Below are 24903 nucleotides of genomic sequence, written 5' to 3' on the forward strand. Positions count from 1 at the left end.
TATTACAATATTTATAAAAATAAGCCTATATGCTTTAACTCATTGCCGGGGGACAAGAATCAGCTGACATCAGTTAGATTCAGTTCCATAATGTAGTCATTAAGCGTGAACCGGGCAAAAGGAATGTCTATTATTTTTATAATTTTGAACCCAATCTTAAAGTAGAAGTGCTGGGCCGGGTTTTGGCGGTGCACGTTTAATTCCAATTTAAGTCCGCCCTGGGATTTTGTTCTTTGTATGACTTCTTGTAGAAGCATTCTGCCAAACCCCATTCCCTGGAAGTCTGGGTGGATATACAGTTTGTTCAGTTTATACCGCTGCTGCGCGGCATCCAGGAGGGAAAAGGCCGAGAAAGCCGCCGGCTTGCCTTCATGCGTAAGCAGCAGAAAGGTTTGCCCATTCTCCATTTGACTCTGCAAAGACTCCAAGGAGTAGATTTCCGTCAGCATAAAGTCAATCTGCTCCGCAGAAAGAATCTCCCGGTAAGTAGGGTACCAGGTTGCATAAGCTAAGTCCCTGATAATGTTAGCGTCTGAGGTGCTCTGGATAGAAACGGATTCTGAAGCAGAAGGGGAGACTGTCATAAAAATAAAGCAAGTAAGCAAGGCCGGCGCCCGAGAGAAAACATTCTAATAAAATTAGCTAATTGGTTATCAGAGTTTTAATGTGTTACCATCAGTTAATTTCCAGACAAAGGTAAGAGACCGAACCCCTAAAAGCACGAGAAAAACTTTTCAATTCCGCCCAGGAAATGGTTGGCTTGTCGGTATTACTTTACTGTTGCCGGGTAAGTCTCTGAAAAATAAATCGTTGGATCATGTAGGCGAAAATGATCCGATTTGGCAAAATCAGGCTGAAAACACCCCGGCCGCAAATCAGGTCTTTACCTATGGGCACATCTTCTTTAAAGGACCACCGCTGTTATTTCTATTCATTAGATAGGCTTGCTTTTGAAACTGACTGTTTCCCATGAAATGGACTGAAAACGAAAAAGCTCCTTCCCTGGCTTAACCAGAGCAGGAGCTTTTCTTATCATGACGGTAAATTAAATCAGAGATTATCTGAACCGGTAGCCTAATGATAACTGGAACACGTTGTTTGTGTGGTTGATGCCATTGTCGCTGTCATCACGCACATCAGAAAGACCCAGGTTGTAGCGGGCCGAGATCTGCCAGGCGTCAACATCATACCCTAAGCCTAAGGCAATGGCGCCATCGTAGCGGTTCCGGGAATCGGTGATGTCCAGGGTGGTTCTGCCTTCTTTGCGATTGGCGGCCAGCAAGATGCCGAACTGCGGACCTACCTGCAAGTGGAATCCGCCGGAGATAGTGCCTTTGAAGATCAGCGGGATGTTCAGGTAATGGTAGGTGTAATCATATTGGTTTGCCTTTACGCCCTGCTGAGAGTAAACCACCTCTGGCTGCAGCGCAAACCGGCTGGAAATAGGGGTGGAAGCAAAACCCCCGAAGTGAACGCCAATTTTGGGATCAATGTCCACGTTGGGAATCCGGATGGTAGACACGTTTAGACCTCCCTTCAACCCCAGGCTGGTCTGGGCCTGGGCTCCCAAAGCGAAAAACAGCACCAAGGCTGCAACGGACAAGAACTTCTTCATACTATTGTTAATGGAAAATGATTGAGGTAAGAAAGATACGGCAAAGGTCTGGGAAGGATGTAACGCCCTTAAGATATCCAAGGTTATTTCCAGAACTTTCCTGCCTCGTTCCTAAATCCGGCTAATCCTAGAACTTCACCTCTTTTTTCTATTAGTGTAATCTTGCCGCATCTAAACCCAGCTGATAGGGAAGGGATCTCCATCTTTTCAAAGGAAAACAGAAGTGATACAAAGTTCTTTAAAGATTCGTATTCAATGATTTAGCCCGTGTTTTATGGGTGATTATTGTACAGGTTTCAACCGATTTTGCCTTTTGAGAATACTTTTGAGAAGAAGAGATCAAATTGGGATGAACTTCGGTTTACCACAACAGTAAATATGCAGCAGGAGTGTAACCTTCTGATTAGGCGTTCGTTAAAGAAGGTATAAATGTTGGTTAAATAGAGTGTAACGAAACAGATGTCGTAAAAACTAGGCCGAATAGCTGACGTTAAAACTTAAATAAAATTAACCGTTAGGTTAAGCTTTTTGAGGGATACGTGAGTAGTACGTTTAGGAACACAAAGGCGAAAGCCACATCAGGAGTAAATACATTAAGTTATTTAACCAATATAAGGAAAGCCTCTCCGTTTTGGGGAGGCTTTTCGCTTTTAAGGCAATTCCGATTTTAGGCTCTTTTCCCCAGACTGACTCCAAAACAAAGCCCCGCTGACTTGTTCATGAAACAAAGCAGCGGGGCTTTAATTTTTTAGTCTGAGAACTATCCTTCCACCTCAATTTTCCTGAAGCGTTTGCCAAACAGGTAGAACACCGGAATACCCACGCCTACCAGAATCAGGCCCGGCCAGGAGTAATTAGGCTTGTAGATGAGCAGGATCACGCAGATAAACGATGCCATGAGAATGTAAAGGGCAGGCAGCACCGGGTAGCCAAGGGCTTTGTACGGCCGGGGCGCATCTGGCATGGTGCGGCGCAGAATGAAAATGCCCGCAATGGTCAAAATGTAGAACAGCAACACCGCAAAGATTACGTAATCCAGCAGGTCTGAGTAGCGGCCCGAGAGGCACAGCAGACTGGCCCACACACACTGGATAGCCAGGGCCGCACCTGGTACGCCGTTTTTGTTCAGTTTAGCCATATTGGGGAAAAACAGCCCGTCTTTGGCCATGGCGTAGTACACGCGCGGCGCCGAAAGGATTACCCCATTGTTGCAACCGAAGGTGGAGATCATGATCAAAATAGCGATGGCAATGGTAGCCGGTGCGCCGCCAATCACCTCGGCCACTGCGGTACCCACGCGGTCATTGCTGGCGAATTGAAGGCCGCGGCTCAAGGCATCAGTAGCCGCCGGATCTCCCTGCAACGGCAGAATGGTGAGGTATACCACGTTAATAAGGATGTACAGGATGGTCACAATGCCGGTTCCGATGGCCATGCTCAGCACGATGGTTCTTTTGGGGTTCACGATCTCATCGCCGGAAAACCCGATGTTGTTCCAGGAGTCTGAGGAGAAAAGCGACCCGATCATGGCCGTACTGATGCCCACCAGCAGAGCCCAACCCGACAAAGTAGTGCGGGTAATAGCCCCGGTTTCCTTGTCCAGCACTACGGCCTGAGCATCCCAGAGATTAGAGAAGTTCAGGTCCATCACCTCCGGGCTGGTGCCCAGCAGCAACCCAAACCCCAGCAGCGCAAACAAAGCAATCAGTTTGGTGCTCCCGAAGATGTTCTGAATCAATTTACCGTTCCGTACGCCTTGCTGGTTGATCAGCGTCAAAAGGATAATAGAGGCAATAGCCAGCAACTGCACCGAGGTGAACTTCAGAATACCCAAATCCAGCAGCACATTGGTCTCGGAGAACCAAGGTACCAGCACGCCGGTGAAGCGGGCAAAAGCCACGGCCACGGCCGCAATGGTTCCGCTTTGGATCACCAGAAAAAGGGTCCAGCCGTAGAGAAAGGCCACCAGAGGTCCGTAAGACTCCCGCAGGTACACGTACTGCCCGCCCGCGCGGGGCATGAGGCTGGTGAGTTCGCCGTAACTCAGGGCACCAGCCAGGGTCATGAGGCCGGTAAGGGCCCACACCAACAGCAGGTAACCCGCGCTCCCCACCGATCGGCCAATGTCGGCACTCACAATAAAGATACCGGACCCAATCATGGAACCGGCCACCAGCATGACGGCATCAAATAATTTGATCTCGCGCTTGAATCCCGATGCGGTTTGAGACATATTTTCTGTGGACGACGGTACCGTAGAGGTTTCAGACATAGAATTTCGGACGATAGGAGAGGAAGAAACAGTAGAGGGGAAGAGAGGGAGAAAAAGCGGAGACCAAATCTCCGCCTCTTTGATTATAGCCCTAACTCAGAACTCAAGACTCAGGGCTCAGAACTCTTTTTTTAAACCTTGCGCGGCGGCAGGTCAAAGGCTACGGCGTTGTGCTCAAAATGGCCTTTGTGTGAGCCATCGCAGAACGGTTTGTTTTTGGAAAGACCGCAGCGGCAGATAGACACGGCTTCGCGGCCCTGTAAGTTGTACTCGTTGCCCATCGGGTCTACTATGATAAACTCGCCTTCAATTTTGAGCGAGCCGTTGTTGTTCACGGTAACTTTGGTTTTCATGCTGTTTTTGAGAAAAAGGGGTAAAAAGGTAAAGGGATTCTGAGACAAAGAACCTGGCCATTATCTGCCCATCGGCAGCAAAGCAAGTTCGCCTCGATTCAAAGATAGTATTTTTGCCCAAAGCTTTGCATCAATGGGCGGGTTTCTGCTGCAAAACATCTTCTTGATCCTGGGCCCCAGATCAGGGGAGGGAGGCCGCTGTTACAAGCATACATTTGCATCTGGCCTTAATTTTTCGGTGTTTTAACCCCGGCGGGCAGCGGTGCGTACGTATAAACACTGTTGCTCTCTTTAGTAACCATTGTAAAAACGCTTAGAATACTATGAAAAAAAGCTTCTTGAGCCCTGTATTGCCAGCTTTCCTGGCCCTGGGTCTATTAGGTTCCTGTGTGTCTTCCAAAAAATACGAAGCGGCCCTGGCCGAGAACCGTTCCCTGGTGGTGTTGCAGGATGAACTCACCCGCCAGAAAGCTGAGCTGGAAAACGAACGCGCCCGCCTGCAGCAGGACAAAGAGCGCCTGAACCAGGAGAAAGCAGATCTGGCCTCTGAGAAAGCCTCCACAGAAGCTTCGCTGCGCACGAACCTGAACAATAAAAACCAGCAGGTAGACAAACTCTCCGCCGATCTGCAGGCCCGCGAAGCCCGGCTGGCCGAGATGCAGCGCATCCTGGACGAGAAAGACCGCGCCGTGAACAACTTGCGGCAAGTAGTGAGCAAAGCGCTGCTGGGTTTCAAAGCCTCTGACCTCACCGTAGATGTGCGCAACGGCAAAGTGTATGTGTCTTTGTCTAACCAGTTGCTGTTCAAGTCTGGGTCTACCAAAGTAGATGCCCAGGGGCAGGAAGCCCTCAAAAAACTGGCCGGCGCCCTGCAGAACCAGCAAGACGTGAACGTGGTAGTAGAAGGCCACACCGATGACGTGCCAGTGGCCAAAGGCACCGCCGGCATGCAGGACAACTGGGACCTGAGCGTATTGCGCGCCACCGAGATCACCCGTATCCTCACCGAGGCTGGCGTGGCGCCGCAGCGGGTAACCCCATCAGGACGTTCTAAATACGTGCCTGTTGACCCGGCTACCACCGCCGATGCCCGCCAGAAGAACCGCCGCACCGAGATCATCCTCACGCCTAAACTAGACGAGCTTTTCCAGATTCTGGAGAAAAACTAAGCCTGAAAATATGGCATGTTTACCGCAAGTCCCTGCCCGGAGAACATCCGGCAGGGACTTCTTTTTTTGGCCTGATTTCTTAAATATAGGCTTAAAAGGATATATCAGAATATGGATCATAATTCCGGTGGGTTTTTGGCGTTGTTCTTGTTGTAGGGAAGGAGTGGCCTTTAAGGAAAATTTTTACCTTTGATGAGGCAACCGCTCAACAATCACAAGAAAACCATGCAAAAAGGAAAGATTTTAGGCTTGATTCTGGGGTTAACCGCCTCGTTTTCTTCCGCCGTTTGGGCCCAAGAGGTGGAAAAGGAGAAACCTTTGGCCGCCAGGGAAACCCAGGAATCGTCGGCTGAGCAGGATCTGCGCGCTTTCAAGGAATGGATGAAAGTACAGTCTGACAAAATTGCCACTACCACGCGCGCCGAGTGGCCCACTATCAAGAGCGACTTCGCCCGCCAGGCGAATAAGATAGAGAACAGCTTTCAAGGGCTATCAGAAACCTCCAAGCGCGATTTTCTGGAGCTGAAAACCCGTTTCCAAGAGCTGGAGTCCAAGCCCATGGCCGATGAGGTGCCTTTGCAGGCAGAGGAAGTGCGCCTCCGCGAGAAAGAACTGCTGGGCTCCTTTGGGAACGTACAGAACATCAGCTCCATCCACATGCGCGAAGCCTACATCCGGTTTATGCAGAACGTGCGGGTGAAACGCCAGAACTGGACCTCCCGGGACTGGGACTACGCCGATTATATCCTGCAGAACCTGGGCAAGCGCAAAGCGGCCGTAGAGGAAAAACTCTCTACCCTGGATGAGATCAAGATCAGAACCCTCATTGGGGAGTTCTACACCCTGCGCTCTGGCCAGGAGTTCAAAGAGCAGCAGAAAGCGAAGAAGCAGTAACCCGTAGGTATCCAAAAAGCATCGGGTCCGTTTAGGGGCAGTTTTCAGTGAAACTGCCCCTAAACGGACCCGATGCTTTTTAAGCTTTGTTATTCCTCAATGCTGTCGCGCAGCGTCTGGTTCTGGGTGGTTCTGGATTTGGAGTTGTTCATCTCGCCTCGGCTCTGCGAGTTACCCACTTTGCTTTGGGTGATCTCAGTGGCGGTGGCGCCGGTAGTGTCGTTCTGGTTGGCGTTCACCACGGGGCTGGTGTTATTGGGGTTGTTGGAGTTCTGCTCCGCCTCGGTTCCGGCCGATGTGGTGTTTTTCCCGGTCTGGGAGTCGCAGGCTACAAAACCGGTCATGCCGGCCATGGCCAATATCATTACAAGCTTTTTCATAGTCTTAACAGGTTTTAAGCGCTCTATCAGATTCTCTTAACTGTTAAACCGGCCAAAATGTTATGGAAGTGTGATCGCCTTAAGGCAGGCTTAGGTTAAATTGACTTATTCGGCAACCAGATCCAGAAAACCGCGCCCGTAAGCGAAAACAACCTCCTTTGTTTAGGGCCTGATTTTGTAAAATTAAGCCCAAAGCGAGCGTGTGGGACTTCCTTGGTGCAACCGCCAGAAAATGCTTTAACCTAAGCGCAAATCCGGGCATAACCTTCCTCAGTTGACCTAAAATTCCATAGCTTTACCGTGGGATGTCTGGGGCCTGTTGCGCTGCTGGGTTCTCCCGCTTTATTTGGACTTCTTTTGAAACACATGATCTCTGTAAGAGTTTTAGCGACTTCCTTTCTCCTGGCCTGGGGAGTAGGATTTTCTGCCTCGCAGGCCCAGGCCCCCAAGAAACCAGATGCCGCCGAGATCAGGCTGGCCCTGGAGAAACTGAATGTGCTGGGCAGCGTGCTATATTTCGCGGCGCACCCAGATGACGAGAACACCCGCCTCATAGGCTACCTGGCCAACGAACGCAAGATGCGCACCGGCTACCTGTCGCTCACCCGCGGTGATGGCGGCCAGAACCTCATCGGGCCGGAGATCAGGGAGGAACTGGGCGTGATCCGAACCCAGGAATTGCTGCAGGCCCGCCGCGTTGACGGGGGCGAGCAGTTCTTCAGCCGGGCCAACGACTTCGGGTTCTCCAAGAACCCCGCCGAGACTTTCACCATCTGGGACAAAGAGCAGGTGCTCGCTGATGCGGTTTGGGTTATCCGCAAGTTCCGTCCCGATGTCATCATCACCCGTTTCTCACCCGAGCCCTCTGGCACCCACGGCCACCATACCGCCTCGGCCATGATCGCCATGGAAGCCTTTGACGCCGCAGCTGATCCCAAGCGCTTCCCTGAGCAACTCAAAACCGTGGAGCCCTGGCAAGCCAAACGCCTACTCTGGAACACCTCTTCCTTTTTCTACAGTCAGAACCAGAAGTTTGACACTTCTGATAAACTCATGATTGATGCGGGTGTCTACAACCCGTTGCTGGGCCGGTCTTACAACGAGATTGCCGCCCAGAGCCGCAGCATGCACAAAAGCCAGGGTTTCGGGAGCAGCGGTAGCCGCGGAGAGGCCGTGGAGTATTTTGAGTTCCTGAAAGGCGCTCGCGCCAAATCTGACGTGCTGGAAGGCGTGACCACCTCCTGGAGCCGCGTGCCGGGCAGCAAGGAAGTAGCCAGATTGTTGGAGGAAGCTTTGAAGAACTACAACCCGGGTAATCCGGCCGCCACGGTGCCGGTGCTCCTGAAAGCGAACGCCGCTTTGGCCAAACTGCCCGCTTCTTACTGGAAAATCGTGAAACAGCAGGATCTGCAGGAAGCCATTAAAAACTGCCTGGGCCTGTACCTGGAAGCATCCTCGGTGCGGGAGTTTTCTGTATCACCGGGCGAGCAGGTGGCCTTGTCATTGGAAGCGGTGAATCGTTCGGGCGTTCCCGTGACCCTCACCAAAGTAGAATATCTGTTCGCGAACCAGGACACCACGCTGCAGCAGAAACTGGACCTGAACAAACCGGTTTTCATCAGAACCGCGCGCACCGTACCGGCGGCCACGCCTTTCTCCCAGCCTTACTGGCTGCGCACCCCGGGTACCACCGGCATGTTCCGGGTAGATGACCCCGCTTTGATAGGCCTTGCCGAAAACCCGGCCGCCGCCCAGCTGAGATTGCATCTAACCGTGCAAGGCGAGCCGCTTACTTATACCGTGCCCGTAGTCTACAAACGTACCGATCCGGTTGAAGGAGAGCAGTACCGTCCGTTTGAGATTGCCCCGCCCGTTTTCGTGAACATCTCAGAAAAAGTGTACGTGTTTCCAGATCCGCAACCTAAACCCGTTACCCTGCGGGTGCGGGCCGGAAAAGACCAGGTAGATGGGCAGGTAGCCCTGCGCCTGCCTCAGGGATGGCGCTCTGAGCCTGCCTCGGGAAGTTTCAAGCTGGGCCAGAAAGGGGAGGAGCAGACCTTCACGTTCATGGTGTACCCCGGCGCAACCCAGACGGAGAGTGCCATCGGCGCAGCCGTGACGTACAACGGCAAAACCTACAACCAAAGCTTCAGGGCTATCTCTTACCCGCATATCCCTACCCAAACCTTGTACCCCGAGGCCTCGGCCAAAGCGGTTAAATTGGACCTCAAGCGCAAAGGACAGATTATTGGTTATTTGATGGGCGCCGGCGATGAAGTGCCTGCCAGCCTGCAGCAGATAGGCTATGCCGTAGACCAGTTGCGGGTAGAGGACCTGTCTGCGGCGGCCTTGCAGAAATATGATGCCGTGGTAGTGGGCGTGCGTGCCTTCAACACTTTAGAACGTCTCAAATTCCAGCAACCGCAATTGATGCAGTACGTGCAGAACGGAGGCACGCTGGTGGTGCAGTACAACGTGAGCAACGGTTTGGTGACCTCCAACTTAGGGCCGTTTTCCATTAAACTCTCCAATGACCGCGTAACGGTAGAAGACTCAGAAGTACGGTTCCTGAAACCAAACCACCCGGTTCTGAATTCGCCCAACAAGATCACCGCGCAGGATTTCAAAGGCTGGGTACAGGAACGTGGTCTGTATTTCCCTAACCAGTGGGCGCCAGAGTACGAAGCCATCATCTCGTCTAATGACCCGGGTGAATCGCCTAAGGACAGCGGTTTGCTCGTGGCCAAATACGGGAAAGGGTATTACGTGTACACCGGGTATTCTTTCTTCAGGGAGTTGCCGGCCGGCGTACCAGGGGCGTACCGTCTGTTTGTGAACCTGCTCTCTTTGGGCAAGTAGCGGTTAGGGGCCATTTTCCTGAAAATGGCCCCTAAACAGCTCGTTATTTGGGTAAAATTTTAAGAAATGTACTACAAGCCCTATGAAGTAGTATTTCAAAGGAAACCTGATTTTAGGGTAACCTATGCCATTTTTACCCAGGAAGAAGGCGGAAGATACAGTTTGCCATTTCAGGGAATTAGGTGGGACTTTCAGTATGAGGATCCTGAAACTGGGAGGAAAAACTTTTTTATAATTTGGCCTGAGTTTGAGGATTTGCATGGCAACGTCATCCAAGAAGTAGACCTACCCATTCCCAGACATGGCATTGCTAGAATGTGGATCGTTGACAGTGAAAGAATAAACTACCATTAGGGTAAAATAAAAGTAGGTACCCATGGTCTCTTTATGGAAGGGCCTAGAAAAGTAGGGGAGTGTGACGTAATTGAATTGATCAATCTTAAATAACAACCAGTAGCAAACAAAAGGCAAGTCATCAAGATTTGTCTTCAACCCTAGACATTCCCCATGACCAAAGGAGATATAGACCCGCCGCCGTTCTTTAAAAGCTGGACATCCATGTACTGGTTGGTGCTGGGGGTGCTGGCGGCGTTCATCCTGTTGTTTTATCTCATCACCGAAGCCTATAAATGAGCGGATTGGATTGGGGAGTGCTGGTAGGCACCATTGCGTTCATTGTGCTGTATGGCGTCTGGAAAACCCGCAAGGCCCAGCATATGTCTGGGTACCTGCGGGCCGATAACACCGAGCGTTGGTGGATGATGGGTTTGTCCATCATGGCCACCCAGGCCAGCGCCATCACATTTCTTTCCACCCCGGGGCAGGCCTTTGATGACGGCATGCGGTTTATCCAGTTCTATTTCGGGTTGCCGTTGGCCATGGTGGTGTTGTCCATCACGGCTATTCCCATCTATTACCGCCTTAAGGTCTTCACCGCCTATGAGTACCTGGAAAGCCGCTTCAACCTGAAGACCCGCTCGCTGGCGGCGTTTCTGTTTTTGCTGCAACGGGGTCTTTCCACGGGAATCACCATTTATGCGCCGGCCATTATCCTCTCCACTATTCTGGGTTGGAATCTCACGGCTACCATTCTTTTCATTGGGGTAGTGGTGACGTTCTACACTGTGGTAGGTGGTACCAAAGCGGTAAGCCAGACCCAGCGGCTGCAGATGGCCGTGATGCTGGGCGGTATGCTGGCGGCGGCCATTGTGGTGGTGCGTTTGCTGCCGGATGGCGTAGGCTTCTCCGAGGCCATGACTGTAGCCGGAACCTCGGGCAAACTGAACCTGGTGGACCTTAGCTTCAACCCTGATGACCGTTACAACCTATGGTCTGGGTTGATTGGCGGCTTTTTCCTGGCTTTGTCTTACTTCGGCACGGATCAGTCGCAGGTAGGGCGTTACCTGGGTGGGGAGACTATTGCCCAGAGTCGCTTGGGTTTGCTCATGAACGGCCTGGTGAAGGTGCCCATGCAGTTCCTCATTCTGCTGGTAGGCGTGCTGGTGTTCGTCTTTTACCAGTTCTATCAGCCACCATTGTACTTCAACCAACAGCAGGTCAGTAGTGTCACGGCCTCAGCAGAGGCGCCGGCCTGGCAGAACCTGGAGGCCCAAAGCCGGCAGGTTTTCCAGGAGAAGAAAGAAGCTACTTTGGCCCTGGTGCAGGCGCACCAGGCTGATAACAAGGCAGGGGAGGAGCAGGCAAGCCAGCGCATGCGCCAGGCCGAGGAGAAAAGAAAGGAAATAAGACAGCAGGCGCAGGCCCTGGTAAAAACCCACAACGAAGGCACCGACCTCAAAGACACCGATTACGTGTTCCTCACCTTCGTGACGCAGCAGTTGCCCCAGGGCTTAGTGGGTTTGCTTTTGGCCGTAGTGCTGTGCGCTGCTATGGGTAGCACGGCCTCGGCGTTCAACTCGCTGGCTTCCACTACCGTGGTGGATGTCTACAAACGCACTGTGAACAGAAATGCCTCAGATGACCATTATGTGCGCGCCTCCCGGTGGTTCACCGTGGGTTGGGGAGCAGTTTCTATCTTCTTCGCGCTGTTTGCCTCCCAACTAGAAAACCTAATTCAGGCGGTGAATATCCTGGGCTCCCTTTTCTACGGCACCATCCTGGGTATTTTCATCGCTGCTTTCTATTTCCAGAAGCTGAAGGGGAATGCCGTGTTCTGGGCCGCCGTGCTCACGCAGTTGATCATTTTTCTCCTGTATGAGTATACAACTATCGCCTACCTCTGGTACAACCTCATCGGGACGGTGCTGGTGGTGGGCATCGGGTATTTGCTTCGGACTTTGCTGCGTGAGCAAGCCTGATTGGAGGTTATCGTATTACCATTTTACAAGCAGATGAACCAACTATATTTGGCTATACAGCACGTTATCCAGAGCCGAAGAACCATAAAACCGCCCAAGATGAACGGCGCCCAGATTCCGGAGGAGCAGATAAAGGAAATCCTTACCCTCGCCGATTGGGCACCTACCCACGGAAACACTGAGCCCTGGCGGTTTGTGGTGTATCCGGGCGAGAAGGTAAAAGCGTTCTGCCTAGCCCACGCCGAGCTGTACCGCGAGCATACCGCCCCAGACAAGTTCATGGACCTGAAGTATGAGAAACTGCTGCACATGGGCGATGAGGCCTCGCACGTGATAGTGGCCTATATGCGCCGTGGTGATTTGCCCAAAATACCAGCCCTGGAAGAAATTGCCGCCACTTCCTGCGCTATCCAGAACCTGTTGCTGGGAGCCACCGCGCTGGGGATTGCTTCTTACTGGGGATCTGGCGGTATGGCCTACCACCCGGCTATGAAAGACATGCTGGCCCTGCGTGAGGAAGACACGGTGCTGGGGATTCTGTACCTTGGTTACTCAGACAGTCCGGCGCCCAGCGGAAAAAGGATTGTGTCTTTTGAGGAGAAAGTCCGCTGGATGTAAAGCACACTCTGACTTTAGAACCTATTATATAAACAGAACCCCGCTGAAGCAATATCAGCGGGGTTCTGTTTTTAAGGTGTTTTCAGGAAATCAGGACTAAAACCTTATTTCTTGTTTTTGATCTCGGCTAAGAGTTTCTCGTTCAAAGCCACGTAGTCTGCATTGTTTTCTTTTTTAGCTAACTCAATAGATTTCTGGGCGGTGGTAGTGGCGCCTTTGAAGTCGTTTAGTTTTGCCTGCATTTTAGCTTGCTGGTGTAGGTTCCAGAACTTAGGGTCTTTCTCGTTGGCTTGTTTCATCCAGGCCAGCGCTTGTTTCAGGTCTTTGTTGGTGTCTGCGTAGTAAGAAGCGGCAGCGGCATACAGGGCAGGTGTCACGTTGGTACCGTTAATCACTTTCTCCCTGATTTGGGCCATCACTTTGGTGTCTACATCGGTGGTGATTTTCACAGGCACCAAAGTGTTTTCCCAACTGATCTGCAGTACGCCGGAAGAATTGGTGAGGTCTGCGAAGCCAATGGTGAAGGACTCCACTTTTTCATTCAATCTCTTAGGCGTCACCTTGAAACGCACCTGGTCATCTTCCTGCTTGTAATCAGGACCACCGTCTCCCCAAAGTTTGGTGTTCTTGTGGATGACCACGGTCCATTCTTTCTCGCCGGGAATGGTGTACAGCGCGTACTCGCCCGCCGGAACCTTGGTGCCTTCCAGCATTACCTCATCTGAGAAAGTGATTTTGGTGGCGGCGTTAGCGCCTGTCCGCCATAGTTTACCGTAAGGCGCCAGGTCCCCGAAAATCTTGCGGCCTTTCACGCTGGGCCGGGAGTAGTCTACGGTTACTTTGGTCAATCCCACTACTTGGGTGACAGAGGCGCTGGGGCTGGCAGCCGGAGTTTGGATCTGGGCGGAGGCTTGGGTGCCCATCAGGAACAAGGCCATGGCCAATGACCAGACCAGTTGCAGGGATAACATCTTCTTCATATTACAGCTCAATTATGCTTGGTTTGATTGTGAAGTAATATTAATCAAAAGAAAGAATTCTACCTACGCTACCGCCATTTGGCGGCCATTCCATTTATAGCCAATCCTGCAAGTTAGCTCACCTGCAAGTGTTTTTGTTTTAGAACTATTTCTATAAAAACAGGCCAAAAATAAGCTTAAACCCAGCTTGGTGGAAGACTCAATTTATTGTAAGAATGAAAAATTTTACTCTGTTTCCTTATGAGTTTGGTGTAGCCTTTAACTTATCATCTAGTAGATTATTAAGCACTTGCGTGAAGGTTTGCTGTAAAATCCTTTTGAAATATGGCAATAAAAAATTAGATTACATTTATAAAGTAGTCGGTTTGTTAACATAATTCAAAAAAGCATGAAAAGACATCTACTCTTGTGCTTAATTTTGCTGACCGTACTTCATCTTAGTGCTGTTGGGCAAAGTAGAACCATCTCGGGGAGGGTCACCTCCGCCGCCGATGGTACCCCTTTACCAGGGGTGAGCGTGGTGGTGAAAGGTACCACCACGGGAGCGAGTACTGACGCAAACGGTCGGTATGAATTGAATGTGTCTGGCAACCCAACGCTGGTCTTTTCCTTTGTAGGGTTCCTGAATAGGGAGGTACCCGTTGGCGCCAGCAGTACCATTGATGTGGCCTTAGCTGAGGACACCAAAACCATCAGTGAGGTAGTGGTGGTGGGGTACGGTACCCAGGAGGCCCGGGACGTGGTGGGTTCCATTGCCAGCGTGAAGGGCGAGGAGATCGCTGATATTCCGGTGCCCAGCGTGGAGTCGGCCATCCAGGGGCGCGTAGCGGGGGTGCAGATCACGTCCGGAAGCGGAAAGGTGGGGCAAGGCATCAAGGTGCGGGTGCGCGGTTCGGCCTCGGTGACAGCGGGTAACCAGCCGCTCTACGTGGTGGACGGCATACCTATCACCTCAGAAAACCAGGGGATAGAAAACAACGAACCCACCAACCCTTTGGCTGACCTAAACCCCAATGACATTGAATCCATTGAGATCCTCAAAGATGCTTCCTCCTCGGCCATCTACGGCTCCCGGGCCTCCAATGGCGTGGTGCTCATCACCACCAAGCGGGGCAAGGCCGGAAAAACCGCTTTCAATTTTGACTACAGCACCGGTTTCAGCAAGCCCACAAACAAAGTGGAGTTCCTGAACAGTGCTGAGTACCTGGAGCTCTTCAATGAATCCGTGGCGAATTCAGAATTAGCCCAGTTGTACATTGACTTTGGGTTAGTGGCTGACCTTGACGAGTTCAAGGATGCTTTCCTGCCGGAGTGGCGCAACCCGGCCTACTCAAACTGGCAGGACCAGGTTTTCCGTACAGCGGGCTACAACCAGTTTGACCTTACCGCCAGCGGCGGCACGGAGAAAACCCGGTTTTACGTGGGGGGCTCCTACACAGACCAGGAAGGTATACTGCTGGGCAACAACTTCAAAAGGGCCAGCGCCCGCATCAACATTGACCACAACGCCACCGATAAGCTCACGATAGGAGTGAACTTCAGCCTGGCCCGCACCGTCAATGACCGGGTAGCCGATGACAACGCCTTTGCCACGCCGTTGCAGATTGTGGCCCTGCCTCCCGTTCAGCCCATCATTGACCCCGAGACCGGCGAATACAATACCAATACTGCCTATTACAACGGGTTAATTGAGATAAGGGACGCATTCAGGAAATCAATAGGTTACCGCAATCTGAGCACCATTTACGCCAGCTACAATATTGTGCCGGGCCTTACCTTCCGGAGTGAGCTGGGTTTGGACCTCCTGAACCAGGGTGAGAACACCTACCAGGGGCGCGAAACCCAGGACGGTGCACCGGCAGGCGCCGCCGAAAGCCGGTCCGTGACGGTGCTGAACTACACCACCAACAACTTCCTCAACTACTTAAAACAGATAGGGGAGATCCACAACGTAGAAACTACCCTGGGCATGAGTTTCCAGAAATCAGAGACCGAGGCTAATTACGTGTCAGGCATTGGTTTCCCCAGCGATGACTTCAAACGGATCACCAATGCCGCCGAGATCAACTTCGGGACTTCTGAAGGCACGGAGTACTCCCTGCTTTCCTACTTTGCCCGGGTGAACTACAAACTGCTGGATAAATACCTGCTTTCCCTCAGCGGACGTCTGGATGGGTCTTCTCGCTTTGGAGCCAATAACCGCTACGGTTTCTTTCCGGCGGTGGGCGTAGGCTGGATCCTGTCTGAAGAGCCCTTTTTCCAGGGAGCGGAATTCCTGAGCCTGTTGAAACTGAGGGCCAGCTACGGGTTCACCGGTAATGACAACATCGGTAACTTTGACGCCCGGGGCCTGTACACCTCCGGGTCCTATGCCGGGAATCCGGGTATAATTCCCTTGTCGGTAGAGAACCCAGACCTCAAGTGGGAAACCACCGAGCAGCTGGACCTTGGCATTAACTTCGGGCTTTTCAAGAACCGCATCAACGGTGGGGTGGAGTATTACCAGAAGAAAACCGAGGATTTGCTTTTGGCAGTGCAAGTGCCGGCTACCTCGGGATTTGCCACCGTCACCAGAAACGTGGGTAACCTGGAGAACAAAGGCGTGGAGGTAACCCTGAACACCGAGAACCTGGTGGGCGCCTTTACCTGGTCCTCCAGCTTTAACATTGCCTTCAACCGGAACAAGATCACCAACCTGAACGGGCAGGTTATTACCTCCGGGGCGGTAAACAGGGCGGTGGAAGGGCAGCCTATTGGGGTATTCTACACCTTTAAGTACGCCGGGGTGGACCCTGCCAACGGCGATGCGCTCTATTACCTGCGGGCCGGCTCTGATGAGACCACCAATGATTACGGCGCCGCCGAACAGCAGGTGGTGGGTGACCCCAACCCCGATTACGTGGGTGGTTTCTACAATTCGTTCGGTTTCAAAGGTTTTGACCTGAGCCTACTGTTGCAGTTCTCCTACGGCAATGAGATTTACAACAACGCCGGCCGGTTCCAGTCGGCCAACATGGACTACATAGACAACCAGACCAGGGATCAGCTCAACCGCTGGCGCCAGCCTGGAGATATCACCAGGGTGCCGCAGGCCAGGTTTGGTGATGCCAACGGAACAGGAACTTCGTCTCGGTGGCTCTATGATGGCTCTTACCTGAGGGGAAAAACCATTACGCTGGGGTACACGCTTCCTGCGGCTCTGATAGGTAAGTTCCACCTTACCCGGGTAAGGGTGTATGCCTCCGGCCAGAACTTTTTCACCATCACAGATTACCCCGGTTGGGACCCAGAGGTGGATACGCCTGGCACAGAGGTAACCAACCAGCGCCAGAATGTGGGCATCGGGGTAGACTTCTATACCACGCCGCAGGCCAAGACCATCACGTTTGGGGTTAACATCGGATTCTGACTTGCCTACTATGTCCTAATGACTACAGCCATGAGAAGTTATAGATATATCCTCACCAGATTCTTTCCGGCCCTAGGCCTGTGCATGCTGCTGGGCACCAGCAGTTGCGACGATGAACTTGAAGTAGACCCCCAGCAATCCATTGACGCCGGCCAGGCCCTTACCACTTCCCAAGGGGTGCAGAGTGCCTTGATTGGGGCCTATGAACGGTTGCAGGGTGGCCCTTTGTACTCCGGTGACCTGAACCTGATGAGTGAGCTGCTGGGCAGTACCGGTAACCTTATTTGGGGCGGTACTTTCCTTACTTACCGGCAACTGTTTCAGAAACAAATCACTACAGACAATGCTGTGGTGGCGAATACCTGGATACGGGCGTACAGTGCCATCAATGTGGTGAACAACGTCATCAAAGCGGTAGGGGTAGTGGACGAAGACCAGAGGGATGAGGTGCTGGGAGAAGCGCTCTTTATTCGGGGACTGGTGTATTTTGACCTGGTTCGCTTCTACGGGTTACCGTATGAGCCGGGGCAGCAAAATACCCAGTTGGGGGTACCTATTGTTTTAGAGCCTACCACTGTGCTGAGCAATGCCAACAATGTGCCGCGTAATACCGTGGAGGAAGTCTATGCCCAGGCCATTGAGGATCTCACCCGAGCCCGGGATTTATTGCCTGACAGGGCCAACCTTGATGACCAGAAAGAGGATGGGGCTGCAGCCAATACCTATGCAGCCAGTGCGGTACTGGCCAGAATTTACCTGCAGCAGGCCGGAGAACCCGGCAACTCTGCTGAAGGGCCTTACCTGACCAAAGCCGCCGAAGAAGCGAATAGAGTCATTGAGCAAGGCGGCTTTGCCTTGGTGGAGGATTTCTCCGGAGAATTTAATAACTCACAGAATACCTCAGAGGACATCTTCGCCATTCAGCAGACGGTGCAAAGCAATGCCGGGCAGTCCAACGAAGGTCTGGCAACTTTTTACTCTGCCAACGAGCGTGCTGAGATTGAGGTGGCTGCTTCTTTTCTAACCGAGTTTGAAGACGGTGACGAACGAGCCGAGGTCCTGTACCTGGATGATGACGATGTGGCCAGGAATGGGAAATATGACGTTTACTCGGCCAATGTGCCCATTATCAGGCTGGCGGAGATGTACTTGATCAGGGCGGAGGCAAATCAGCGACTGGGTACCGCCCTGGGCGCCACACCCCTGGAGGACATCAATACCATCCGCAGCCGGGCAGATATTCCGTCACTTACGTCAGTTTCCCTGGACGATATCCTGCGGGAGCGGACCCTGGAACTGGCCTTTGAAGGTCAGCTGCTCCACGACTTAAAACGCTTGAGAAGGGATGTGGGTGATTTGCCCTATAACGCAGGGGAACTGGTGCTGCCCATTCCTCTGCGGGAAATAAACGCTAATCCTAGCTTGGTACAAAACGAGGCTTATACCTAGGGTTGTTTTCCGGGAGTGAATTCTGATTGCCGTTTAGGGGCTGCTTTTGGAAAAAGCAGCCCCTAAACGCTTTTAGGAGGCGGCCAAATTGAATCTTAGTCTGCCTTTGTTTGCATTGGAATTTCAAAAAATAAGCTCTAAACCCAAGGATTATACTATGGAATAGAAAGCGCTCCTGGTTTTGATCTGGCAGATTAGCAAATAAATCATGTCTATGGGAAGGAGGTATGAGGCAGAAGTCTGCTTCGTTTTTTAGCTGGAACTTTGGTTTACATAACTTTTTTCTGCACCAATAGAAAAAAGTTTTCTGATAATATTTTACCCAAAACGAGCCATGCATTAATAAATTGTTAAACCGGGTAAAAGCATTTGGCAAATCTTTACTGATCTAGTATTGTATTGTTATTTTCATAAATTTTGTCATCAATGCTTACGATTTTGGTTTGTTTGAATATTGTTGATAAAGCTCTACTTTGGGAGGATATTCGCAAACTTTCAAACAAAACCAAATGAAAAAACATGTACTCTTGTTCTTGTTTTTGCTCAATGTGCTAGGTTTTAGTGCAATGGCGCAGAATAGAACTATCTCCGGGCGAGTGGTCTCGGCAGCAGATGGATTAGCACTACCGGGTGTGAGTGTGGTTGTGAAGGGAACAACCATTGGTGCCAGTACTGATGTGGAGGGACGGTATCAAATCAGTGTTACAGGTTCACCAACCTTAGTTTTTACTTTCATAGGGTTTTCTCCACGTGAAGAAATAGTTGGTACCAGATCTATCATTGATGTGCGCCTTGCAGATGATGCGAAAGCCCTTCAGGAAGTGGTCGTAACCAGTTACACCACCCAAAACAAGAGGGAAGTTACCGGATCTATCGCTACTGTAAAGGCAAATGAAATTGCTTCCTATCCATTAGGGTCTTTTGATCAAGCCCTGCAAGGAAAAGCCCCTGGAATATTGGTGCAGGCAAACTCAGGGCAGCCTGGAGCAGCAGCTAACGTGCTGATTAGAGGTACAGGTTCACTTTTGGGATCAAACCAACCTCTCTACATCCTGGATGGGGTAGAAATATCCGCCAGTGATTTTGCCACTTTGAACCCTGCAGACTTTGAATCTTTGAACATTTTAAAAGATGCTTCTTCTACAGCTCCTTATGGTTCAAGAGGGGCTAACGGGGTAATTGTAATTACCTCCAAAAGAGGAAAAGTAGGCACTACACGTATTAACTACGATGTACAGTACGGTTTATCCAAAGCCCCTGAAAACAGGTTGCGAGTAATGAATACTCAGGAAAAACTGGACTATGAATTAAGCCAGGGCAATCCGTATGAATGGACTGATGAGGACTTAGCCCGTTTAAGACAAATCAACACCAATTGGGAGGATGTATTCTTCCAAACCGGTAAAACTTCTAGTCACACATTAAGTGCATCTGGCGGAGCAGGTAAAACCACTTACTTCCTGTCTGGTTCTATTTTCGACCAAACCGGTACTGTTAGAACAACCGGTTTAAAGCGGTACACTGGTCGTGCCAATGTTACCAGTGAAGCTGGAAACTTTCAATTTGGTTTGAACTCTACGTTTGGGGTTTCCAAATTCTCTGGTACTAGTGAAGCCAACACGGGTATAGCTGCTCCTTTAAATGCTGTTCGCTGGTCTAACCCTTATGAAACTCCATATGATGAGGAGGGCAACTACACAGAGATTTATTCAGGTCAGCCTAACGCGTTACAGGAACTCCTTGAAAACTCTAACAGCAGAAGACAATTAAAAGGAGTAGGTAATGTATTTGTAGGATATACAGTTCCATTCATTCAAGGCTTGTCTTTGAGAACCAACTGGGGCGGAGATTTCACAGCAAACGAAAATACCACCTTTTTTAATCCTACTACTGCTTCAGGTTCATCTGCTACCGGTGGTTCGGGTAGTTTTGCCCGGAATTATGGAAGTAATTTTCGGTACACCGGAACAACCTCCATCTCCTTTAAAAGAGATATTGGTGCTGACCATACCTTCAGCATTGGTTTGTTCAATGAAATTGTTAACAATACCGGCCGCAACTTCGGGTTTACCGGCTATGGTTTAGGTGGTGCCTTCCAGAACGAAGCAGGTATTACACCGGGTACTTCTGATAACGGATTCATTCCCGCTGTAAATGGTAATGGCTTTGAAAATGCACTACTTTCATATTTTACCATAGTTAACTACGGCTTTAAAAACCGTTATTTTCTGGATCTAAGTGCCCGGCGTGACGGATCTTCTCGTTTTGGTGCTGACCGGCGCTTTGCCAACTTTGGATCAGTAGGATTGAGCTGGATTGTGACAGCAGAACCTTTCATGGAAGGCCTTACTAACATCTTCAACGAACTGAAGTATAAAATCAGCTATGGTTCAGCCGGTAACCAGAATGGGATTGGCAACTTTGAAGCCAGAGAACTCTTTGGCCGTGCAGTGTATAATGGGGTAAGTGGTTTAGTACAGACCCAATTAGCTAATCCAGAATTACAATGGGAAAGAAAAACCACCTTTAATACTGGTATAGAATTAGCCACCTTACAAGGCAGAGTAAGATCTACTATTGAGTATTACAACGCTGTCACCTCTGATCTGTTCCTGAACCGTCAGCTATCCAGAACTTCTGGTTACAATGACATCACTACCAACATTGGTGAATTACGCAACAGAGGGGTTGAATTCTCACTAGAAGGTGACCTGGTTAAAACGCCGAGCCTTACCTGGTCTGCTAATGTAAGTTTAACTTACAACCAAAACGAAATCACCAAATTGATAGGGGGAGGCCAAACCGAGCAAATTGATGGAATCACTATCAACCGGGTAGGTGAACCTTTGAACACGCTTTATCTGGTGCGTTTCGCCGGGGTGAATCCTGTAAACGGTAATGCCCAGTATTTGACCAAAGACGGTGAGATCACGGAGCAATATGACCCTGCAGACCGCGTTCTGGCCGGATCTACTCAGGTTCCATTCTTTGGTGGTTTTGGTTCATCTTTGAATTTCAGAGGATTTGAGGTAAATGCCTTTTTTAGTTTTGTGAAAGGAAATAAGATTTACAACAACGAAAGAAGCAACATCATCAACCCTACTTACTTATGGGATAACCTAAGTGCAGAATTAACCCGTGAGTGGAAAAAATCAGGTGACATCACTGATGTTCCTTACTCTGCTAGTGAGTATCAGGCTGAAGTGACCAGATTGGTTGAAAGCGGTGATTTTCTGCGGTTACGTAACCTGAATGTTGCTTATAACTTGCCAAAGCACTGGGCTCAGTCAATAAAGGTGCAAAGCATCCGCGTTTATGCCCAGGGGCAAAACCTGAAGACTTGGACCAAATTCATGGGCTGGGATCCTGAAATAACAGGGGCTTCTTTGATTGGTGCTCAGTATCCTGCTTTACGCACGGTTACTTTTGGTTTAAGTGTTGGTTTTTAACAAGTAAGAATTACTAAAATGAAAATAAATAAATTACTCATAGGCTTAAGCTTAAGCTGTGCAATGGTGTTTACGGCTTGCGAAGACATCATTGATGTAGACCCTGAATTTCAAAAAGAACGCTCCCAAATCTTTAAGAATCTGGAGGAATATGAGTATGCCTTAACAGGTGCCTATTCCCTTTTCAGACAAACCGGATATTTTGGAAGCGGTGGTCAAACCACTGGCTCCTGGTCTGTCTTGCCAGACATGATGACCGATAACCTTGTGCAAACCGGAGAAGACTTAGGTAACTGGACCAACCAGGTAAACTATTTCTATGCTTCAGATGACAGCGATATTGAAATTGCCTGGACTGCTGCTTACGGTGTGATCAACCAAGCTAATCTGGTCTTAACTAACATAGATCAGATTGGTGCGGCAGAACCTAAAAGAGTAAACAGAATCAAAGGTCAAGCGCTTGCCATAAGAGCAATGGCTCACTTTGATTTGTTACGCTATTGGGGCGAAAGCTATGAGCGCAATTCTTCTGCTAAAGGCGTTCCTTACAAAACTGAATTCAGCCCTGAAGAATTACCTGCCCGTTTATCTGTAAAGGAAACGTATGATAAGATCTTCCAGGACATGACTGCAGCTGAAGCTGCTTTAAGTGATATTGATGTTCCAAGTATCAATGCCTCAACTAACCGGGGGTACATAGATCTGTTAGTGGTGAGAGCGCTTATGGCTCGCATGAACTTATATGCGAAAGAGTATGCCGCCGCAGAGAATTATGCCACATTGGTAATAGACGCCAAACCATTAGCTTCCAAAACTGAGTTTCCCGGGATCTGGTCAGATGCTTCATTAGCAGAGGTTATCTGGTCTGTTACTTTCAGTGCAGGGCAGGGAGATTACGGAAGCGGTGTTCATGCTGCCTCGTCTAACAGAAACCGGTTTAGACCTTCTCAGGAATTACTGAACCTGTACGACCCAGCTAATGATATCCGTTTTCCGGTCTATTTTGCCACAAGACAATCTCAAAACGTAAACCCTCCTAGGCCAATTTACCCTGGCACCCCATTGGTATACACCTCCGGAGGTACACTCATCACAAGAAGAATTTTGTCTAAGGTGGTGCGGACTAATGGCACAAGGTATGATAACCAACTTAACTGGAAAGCATTAAGAACAGGTGAAATGTACCTGATCAGGGCTGAGGCGAGAGCCATGCAAGGTGGTGCTAAAGCTGTCCTTGGCTTAGCTGATTTGAACACATTGCGTGCTGCCCGCATCAATAATTATGTTCCTCAAGTTTTGGCAGGACAAAACCTGTTAGATGCCATTGAAAATGAGCGCCGCCGTGAGTTGGTGGGAGAAGGTCACCGTTGGTTTGATCTAAAGAGAACCAGCCGCTTCATAGATCGTGAAGACATAACGTTGAACTTTACTGCAGCGCAATTAGATCCAAATGCCCGTGAATGGACCTGGCCAATACCACAAGTTGAGATTGATGCCAATCCTAATATCAGTGGACAACAAACTACTGGTTATTAATTACTGGTTTAGATTATAAAAAGAAAAAGCACCTGAAAACTCAGGTGCTTTTTCTTTTTATAAAAAACGTTTCTATTGTAACAATCACTAATAAGGCGACCAGATCATATTATTTTTCCTAAAAACCAATCGTCAGCTTAAGGCAGCAAAAGCGAGCTGTCTCCGTAACTGAGGAAACGGTATCCATTGGCCAAAGCATGTTTGTATACCTTTTGCCAGGATGGCCCAATAAGGGCAGAAACCAATAGCAGGAGGGTGCTTTGCGGCTGGTGGAAATTGGTGACCAAGCCGGTGCAGATCTTGAACTGGTACCCGGGCGCGATAAGGATACGGGTAGTGGCCTGCAGGTGCGAAAGTCCTTGCCGGTCCAGGTGCTGGATAAGGGCTTCCAGGGCCTCCTGCACTGATAGGGTGGTACGGACTTCATACGGGAACCACTGCGGCACGAGCAACTCATCGCCCTCCTGCGGAAGAATGCCCAAAGAAAGGCCGGTTCCCAGCCAATAAAGGCTCTCCAGGGTGCGCATGGAAGTGGTGCCTACCGCAATGACGGGTTTAACGCCGTGGTGCAGTAACTGGTGCAGAAAGGCCCGGCTCACAGAAAGTTGCTCCCCGTGCATGTAGTGGTACTCCATCAACTCGGCTTTCACGGGTTTGAATGTGCCGGCGCCTACGTGCAAAGTGACAAAGGCCTGCTGGTGACCCTTCGCGCTGACCTGCTCCAAAACCTCGGGGGTAAAGTGCAGGCCGGCAGTGGGGGCGGCTACGGCCCCGGCCTCTGAGGCGTAAACGGTCTGGTAACGCTCCTGGTCCGTTTGCTGGGCGTCGCGGTTCATGTACGGAGGCAGCGGCAACAGGCCGGCCAGTTCCAGAATTTCAGCGAAGGTTCTGTGGCCCGGGGACCAGGTGAAATGGATAGCAAATCCTTCCTCGGCAGGGGCAAGGCGTTCGGCCCAAAGCATGCCATCGGCGGGGTAGGGGCCAAGGGGCATTTCAAGGCGGCCATCGCGCCAGCGTTTGTTGTTACCTACCAGGCACTTCCAGACCACCGAGTAAGTTTGCTGCATGGCCTGCTGTACCTCACGCACGGGCTCCAGAGGCTCCAGGCAGAATAGCTCAATCATGCCGCCCGTTGATTTCTGGAATCGCAGACGTGCCTGTACCACCTTGGTATCGTTGAAAACCAGAAGGGAGTTAAAAGGCAGCGCTGAGGGAAGATCCTTGAATTGGGCATCTGAGATGCGACCGTTTTTGTAGAGCAGCAACTTGGATTGGTCCCGGTTCTCCAGCGGAAACTGGGCAATCCTTTCCTCAGGAAGGTTGTAGGTATAATCAGAGATGGAAATCTGTCGCGGATGTTGGGTAGGCATGAATGTCAATCACAAAAGAAAAACAAAGGTATAAAGCAGAGCCCAGCATCAATAATTATAAAGCATATTCATGCATTCCCCAATCTTCTAAAGGGGCTTGAACCGGAATACTCCTAATTATACGGGCAGTCCTCACCGGTAAGCACCAGATTTAGATGGCACCAGCGGAGTTGCTTATACATTTCCCTGAAAGGCTACTTTTCTATTTTGGATGGAAGGGGGCACCACAGGT

The 24903-nt window shown here is 50.4% G+C and carries 18 protein-coding genes; 11 read left to right on the top strand and 7 right to left on the bottom strand.

What is annotated here, in order from left to right:
* Positions 1 to 59: 59 nt before the first annotated feature.
* The 4 genes from J3P35_RS08720 to J3P35_RS08735 all read right to left on the bottom strand — a co-directional run bounded on the left by J3P35_RS08720 (position 60) and on the right by J3P35_RS08735 (position 4240).
* Positions 60 to 584 (bottom strand): GNAT family N-acetyltransferase, encoded by a 525-nt coding sequence (locus J3P35_RS08720; RefSeq protein WP_210463937.1) that lies wholly within the window; start codon positions 582 to 584, stop codon positions 60 to 62.
* Between the two features lie 473 nt (positions 585 to 1057).
* On the bottom strand, positions 1058 to 1615 hold the full coding sequence (locus tag J3P35_RS08725; protein WP_210463938.1) for a porin family protein: 558 nt from the start codon (positions 1613 to 1615) through the stop codon (positions 1058 to 1060).
* Between the two features lie 760 nt (positions 1616 to 2375).
* A complete protein-coding gene (locus J3P35_RS08730; RefSeq protein WP_246850043.1) occupies positions 2376 to 3848 on the bottom strand; it encodes an APC family permease in 1473 nt (490 codons plus the stop codon).
* Positions 3849 to 4018: 170 nt separating this feature from the next.
* Complete coding sequence (locus J3P35_RS08735) at positions 4019 to 4240, bottom strand: CDGSH iron-sulfur domain-containing protein (protein WP_210463940.1); 222 nt, start codon at positions 4238 to 4240, stop codon at positions 4019 to 4021.
* Positions 4241 to 4563: 323 nt separating this feature from the next.
* On the opposite strand from J3P35_RS08735, the gene J3P35_RS08740 reads away from it, so the two are divergent.
* Both J3P35_RS08740 and J3P35_RS08745 read left to right on the top strand, forming a co-directional pair.
* Complete coding sequence (locus J3P35_RS08740) at positions 4564 to 5409, top strand: OmpA/MotB family protein (RefSeq protein ID WP_210463941.1); 846 nt, start codon at positions 4564 to 4566, stop codon at positions 5407 to 5409.
* Positions 5410 to 5634: 225 nt separating this feature from the next.
* Positions 5635 to 6303 (top strand): hypothetical protein, encoded by a 669-nt coding sequence (locus J3P35_RS08745; RefSeq protein ID WP_210463942.1) that lies wholly within the window; start codon positions 5635 to 5637, stop codon positions 6301 to 6303.
* A gap of 89 nt (positions 6304 to 6392) precedes the next feature.
* On the opposite strand, the gene J3P35_RS08750 is transcribed toward J3P35_RS08745, so the two are convergent.
* Positions 6393 to 6683 carry a hypothetical protein gene (locus J3P35_RS08750; RefSeq protein WP_210463943.1) on the bottom strand — a complete coding sequence of 97 codons (291 nt, stop codon included), beginning with the start codon at positions 6681 to 6683 and terminating at the stop codon, positions 6393 to 6395.
* A gap of 366 nt (positions 6684 to 7049) precedes the next feature.
* Here J3P35_RS08750 and J3P35_RS08755 point away from each other — a divergent pair, with 366 nt between their 5' ends.
* The 5 genes from J3P35_RS08755 to J3P35_RS08770 all read left to right on the top strand — a co-directional run bounded on the left by J3P35_RS08755 (position 7050) and on the right by J3P35_RS08770 (position 12478).
* Positions 7050 to 9542, top strand: a complete 2493-nt coding sequence (locus tag J3P35_RS08755) for a PIG-L family deacetylase (RefSeq protein ID WP_210463944.1) — start codon at positions 7050 to 7052, stop codon at positions 9540 to 9542.
* Between the two features lie 66 nt (positions 9543 to 9608).
* Positions 9609 to 9896, top strand: coding sequence for a hypothetical protein (locus J3P35_RS08760; protein ID WP_210463945.1), 288 nt, complete (start codon positions 9609 to 9611; stop codon positions 9894 to 9896).
* 153 nt (positions 9897 to 10049) lie between these two features.
* Complete coding sequence (locus tag J3P35_RS22100) at positions 10050 to 10175, top strand: hypothetical protein (protein WP_262713899.1); 126 nt, start codon at positions 10050 to 10052, stop codon at positions 10173 to 10175.
* A complete protein-coding gene (locus J3P35_RS08765; protein WP_210463946.1) occupies positions 10172 to 11860 on the top strand; it encodes a sodium:solute symporter family transporter in 1689 nt (562 codons plus the stop codon). The genes J3P35_RS22100 and J3P35_RS08765 overlap by 4 nt, the downstream gene beginning before the upstream one ends.
* Before the next feature lie 33 nt (positions 11861 to 11893).
* The gene (locus J3P35_RS08770) at positions 11894 to 12478 is read left to right on the top strand and encodes a nitroreductase family protein (RefSeq protein WP_210463947.1); all 585 of its coding nucleotides are present in this window, start codon (positions 11894 to 11896) and stop codon (positions 12476 to 12478) included.
* A 104-nt stretch (positions 12479 to 12582) separates the two neighbouring features.
* On the opposite strand, the gene J3P35_RS08775 is transcribed toward J3P35_RS08770, so the two are convergent.
* On the bottom strand, positions 12583 to 13458 hold the full coding sequence (locus J3P35_RS08775) for a DUF2911 domain-containing protein (protein WP_210463948.1): 876 nt from the start codon (positions 13456 to 13458) through the stop codon (positions 12583 to 12585).
* 388 nt (positions 13459 to 13846) lie between these two features.
* On the opposite strand from J3P35_RS08775, the gene J3P35_RS08780 reads away from it, so the two are divergent.
* The 4 genes from J3P35_RS08780 (at position 13847) to J3P35_RS08795 (ending at position 23301) form a co-directional block, all read left to right on the top strand.
* Positions 13847 to 16867 (top strand): SusC/RagA family TonB-linked outer membrane protein, encoded by a 3021-nt coding sequence (locus tag J3P35_RS08780; protein ID WP_210463949.1) that lies wholly within the window; start codon positions 13847 to 13849, stop codon positions 16865 to 16867.
* Positions 16868 to 16897: 30 nt separating this feature from the next.
* A complete protein-coding gene (locus tag J3P35_RS08785) occupies positions 16898 to 18316 on the top strand; it encodes a RagB/SusD family nutrient uptake outer membrane protein (protein WP_210463950.1) in 1419 nt (472 codons plus the stop codon).
* Positions 18317 to 18825: 509 nt separating this feature from the next.
* Positions 18826 to 21765 carry a SusC/RagA family TonB-linked outer membrane protein gene (locus J3P35_RS08790; protein WP_210463951.1) on the top strand — a complete coding sequence of 980 codons (2940 nt, stop codon included), beginning with the start codon at positions 18826 to 18828 and terminating at the stop codon, positions 21763 to 21765.
* An 18-nt stretch (positions 21766 to 21783) separates the two neighbouring features.
* Positions 21784 to 23301: a RagB/SusD family nutrient uptake outer membrane protein gene (locus J3P35_RS08795; protein WP_210463952.1), complete on the top strand. Its 1518-nt coding sequence runs from the start codon at positions 21784 to 21786 to the stop codon at positions 23299 to 23301.
* 137 nt (positions 23302 to 23438) lie between these two features.
* Here J3P35_RS08795 and J3P35_RS08800 read toward each other — a convergent pair whose 3' ends face one another.
* The gene (locus J3P35_RS08800; RefSeq protein WP_210463953.1) at positions 23439 to 24671 is read right to left on the bottom strand and encodes an S-adenosylmethionine:tRNA ribosyltransferase-isomerase; all 1233 of its coding nucleotides are present in this window, start codon (positions 24669 to 24671) and stop codon (positions 23439 to 23441) included.
* Positions 24672 to 24903 lie beyond the last annotated feature (232 nt).

The organism is Rufibacter roseolus, from assembly GCF_017916365.1.
In the GTDB taxonomy this organism is placed as follows: domain Bacteria; phylum Bacteroidota; class Bacteroidia; order Cytophagales; family Hymenobacteraceae; genus Nibribacter; species Nibribacter roseolus.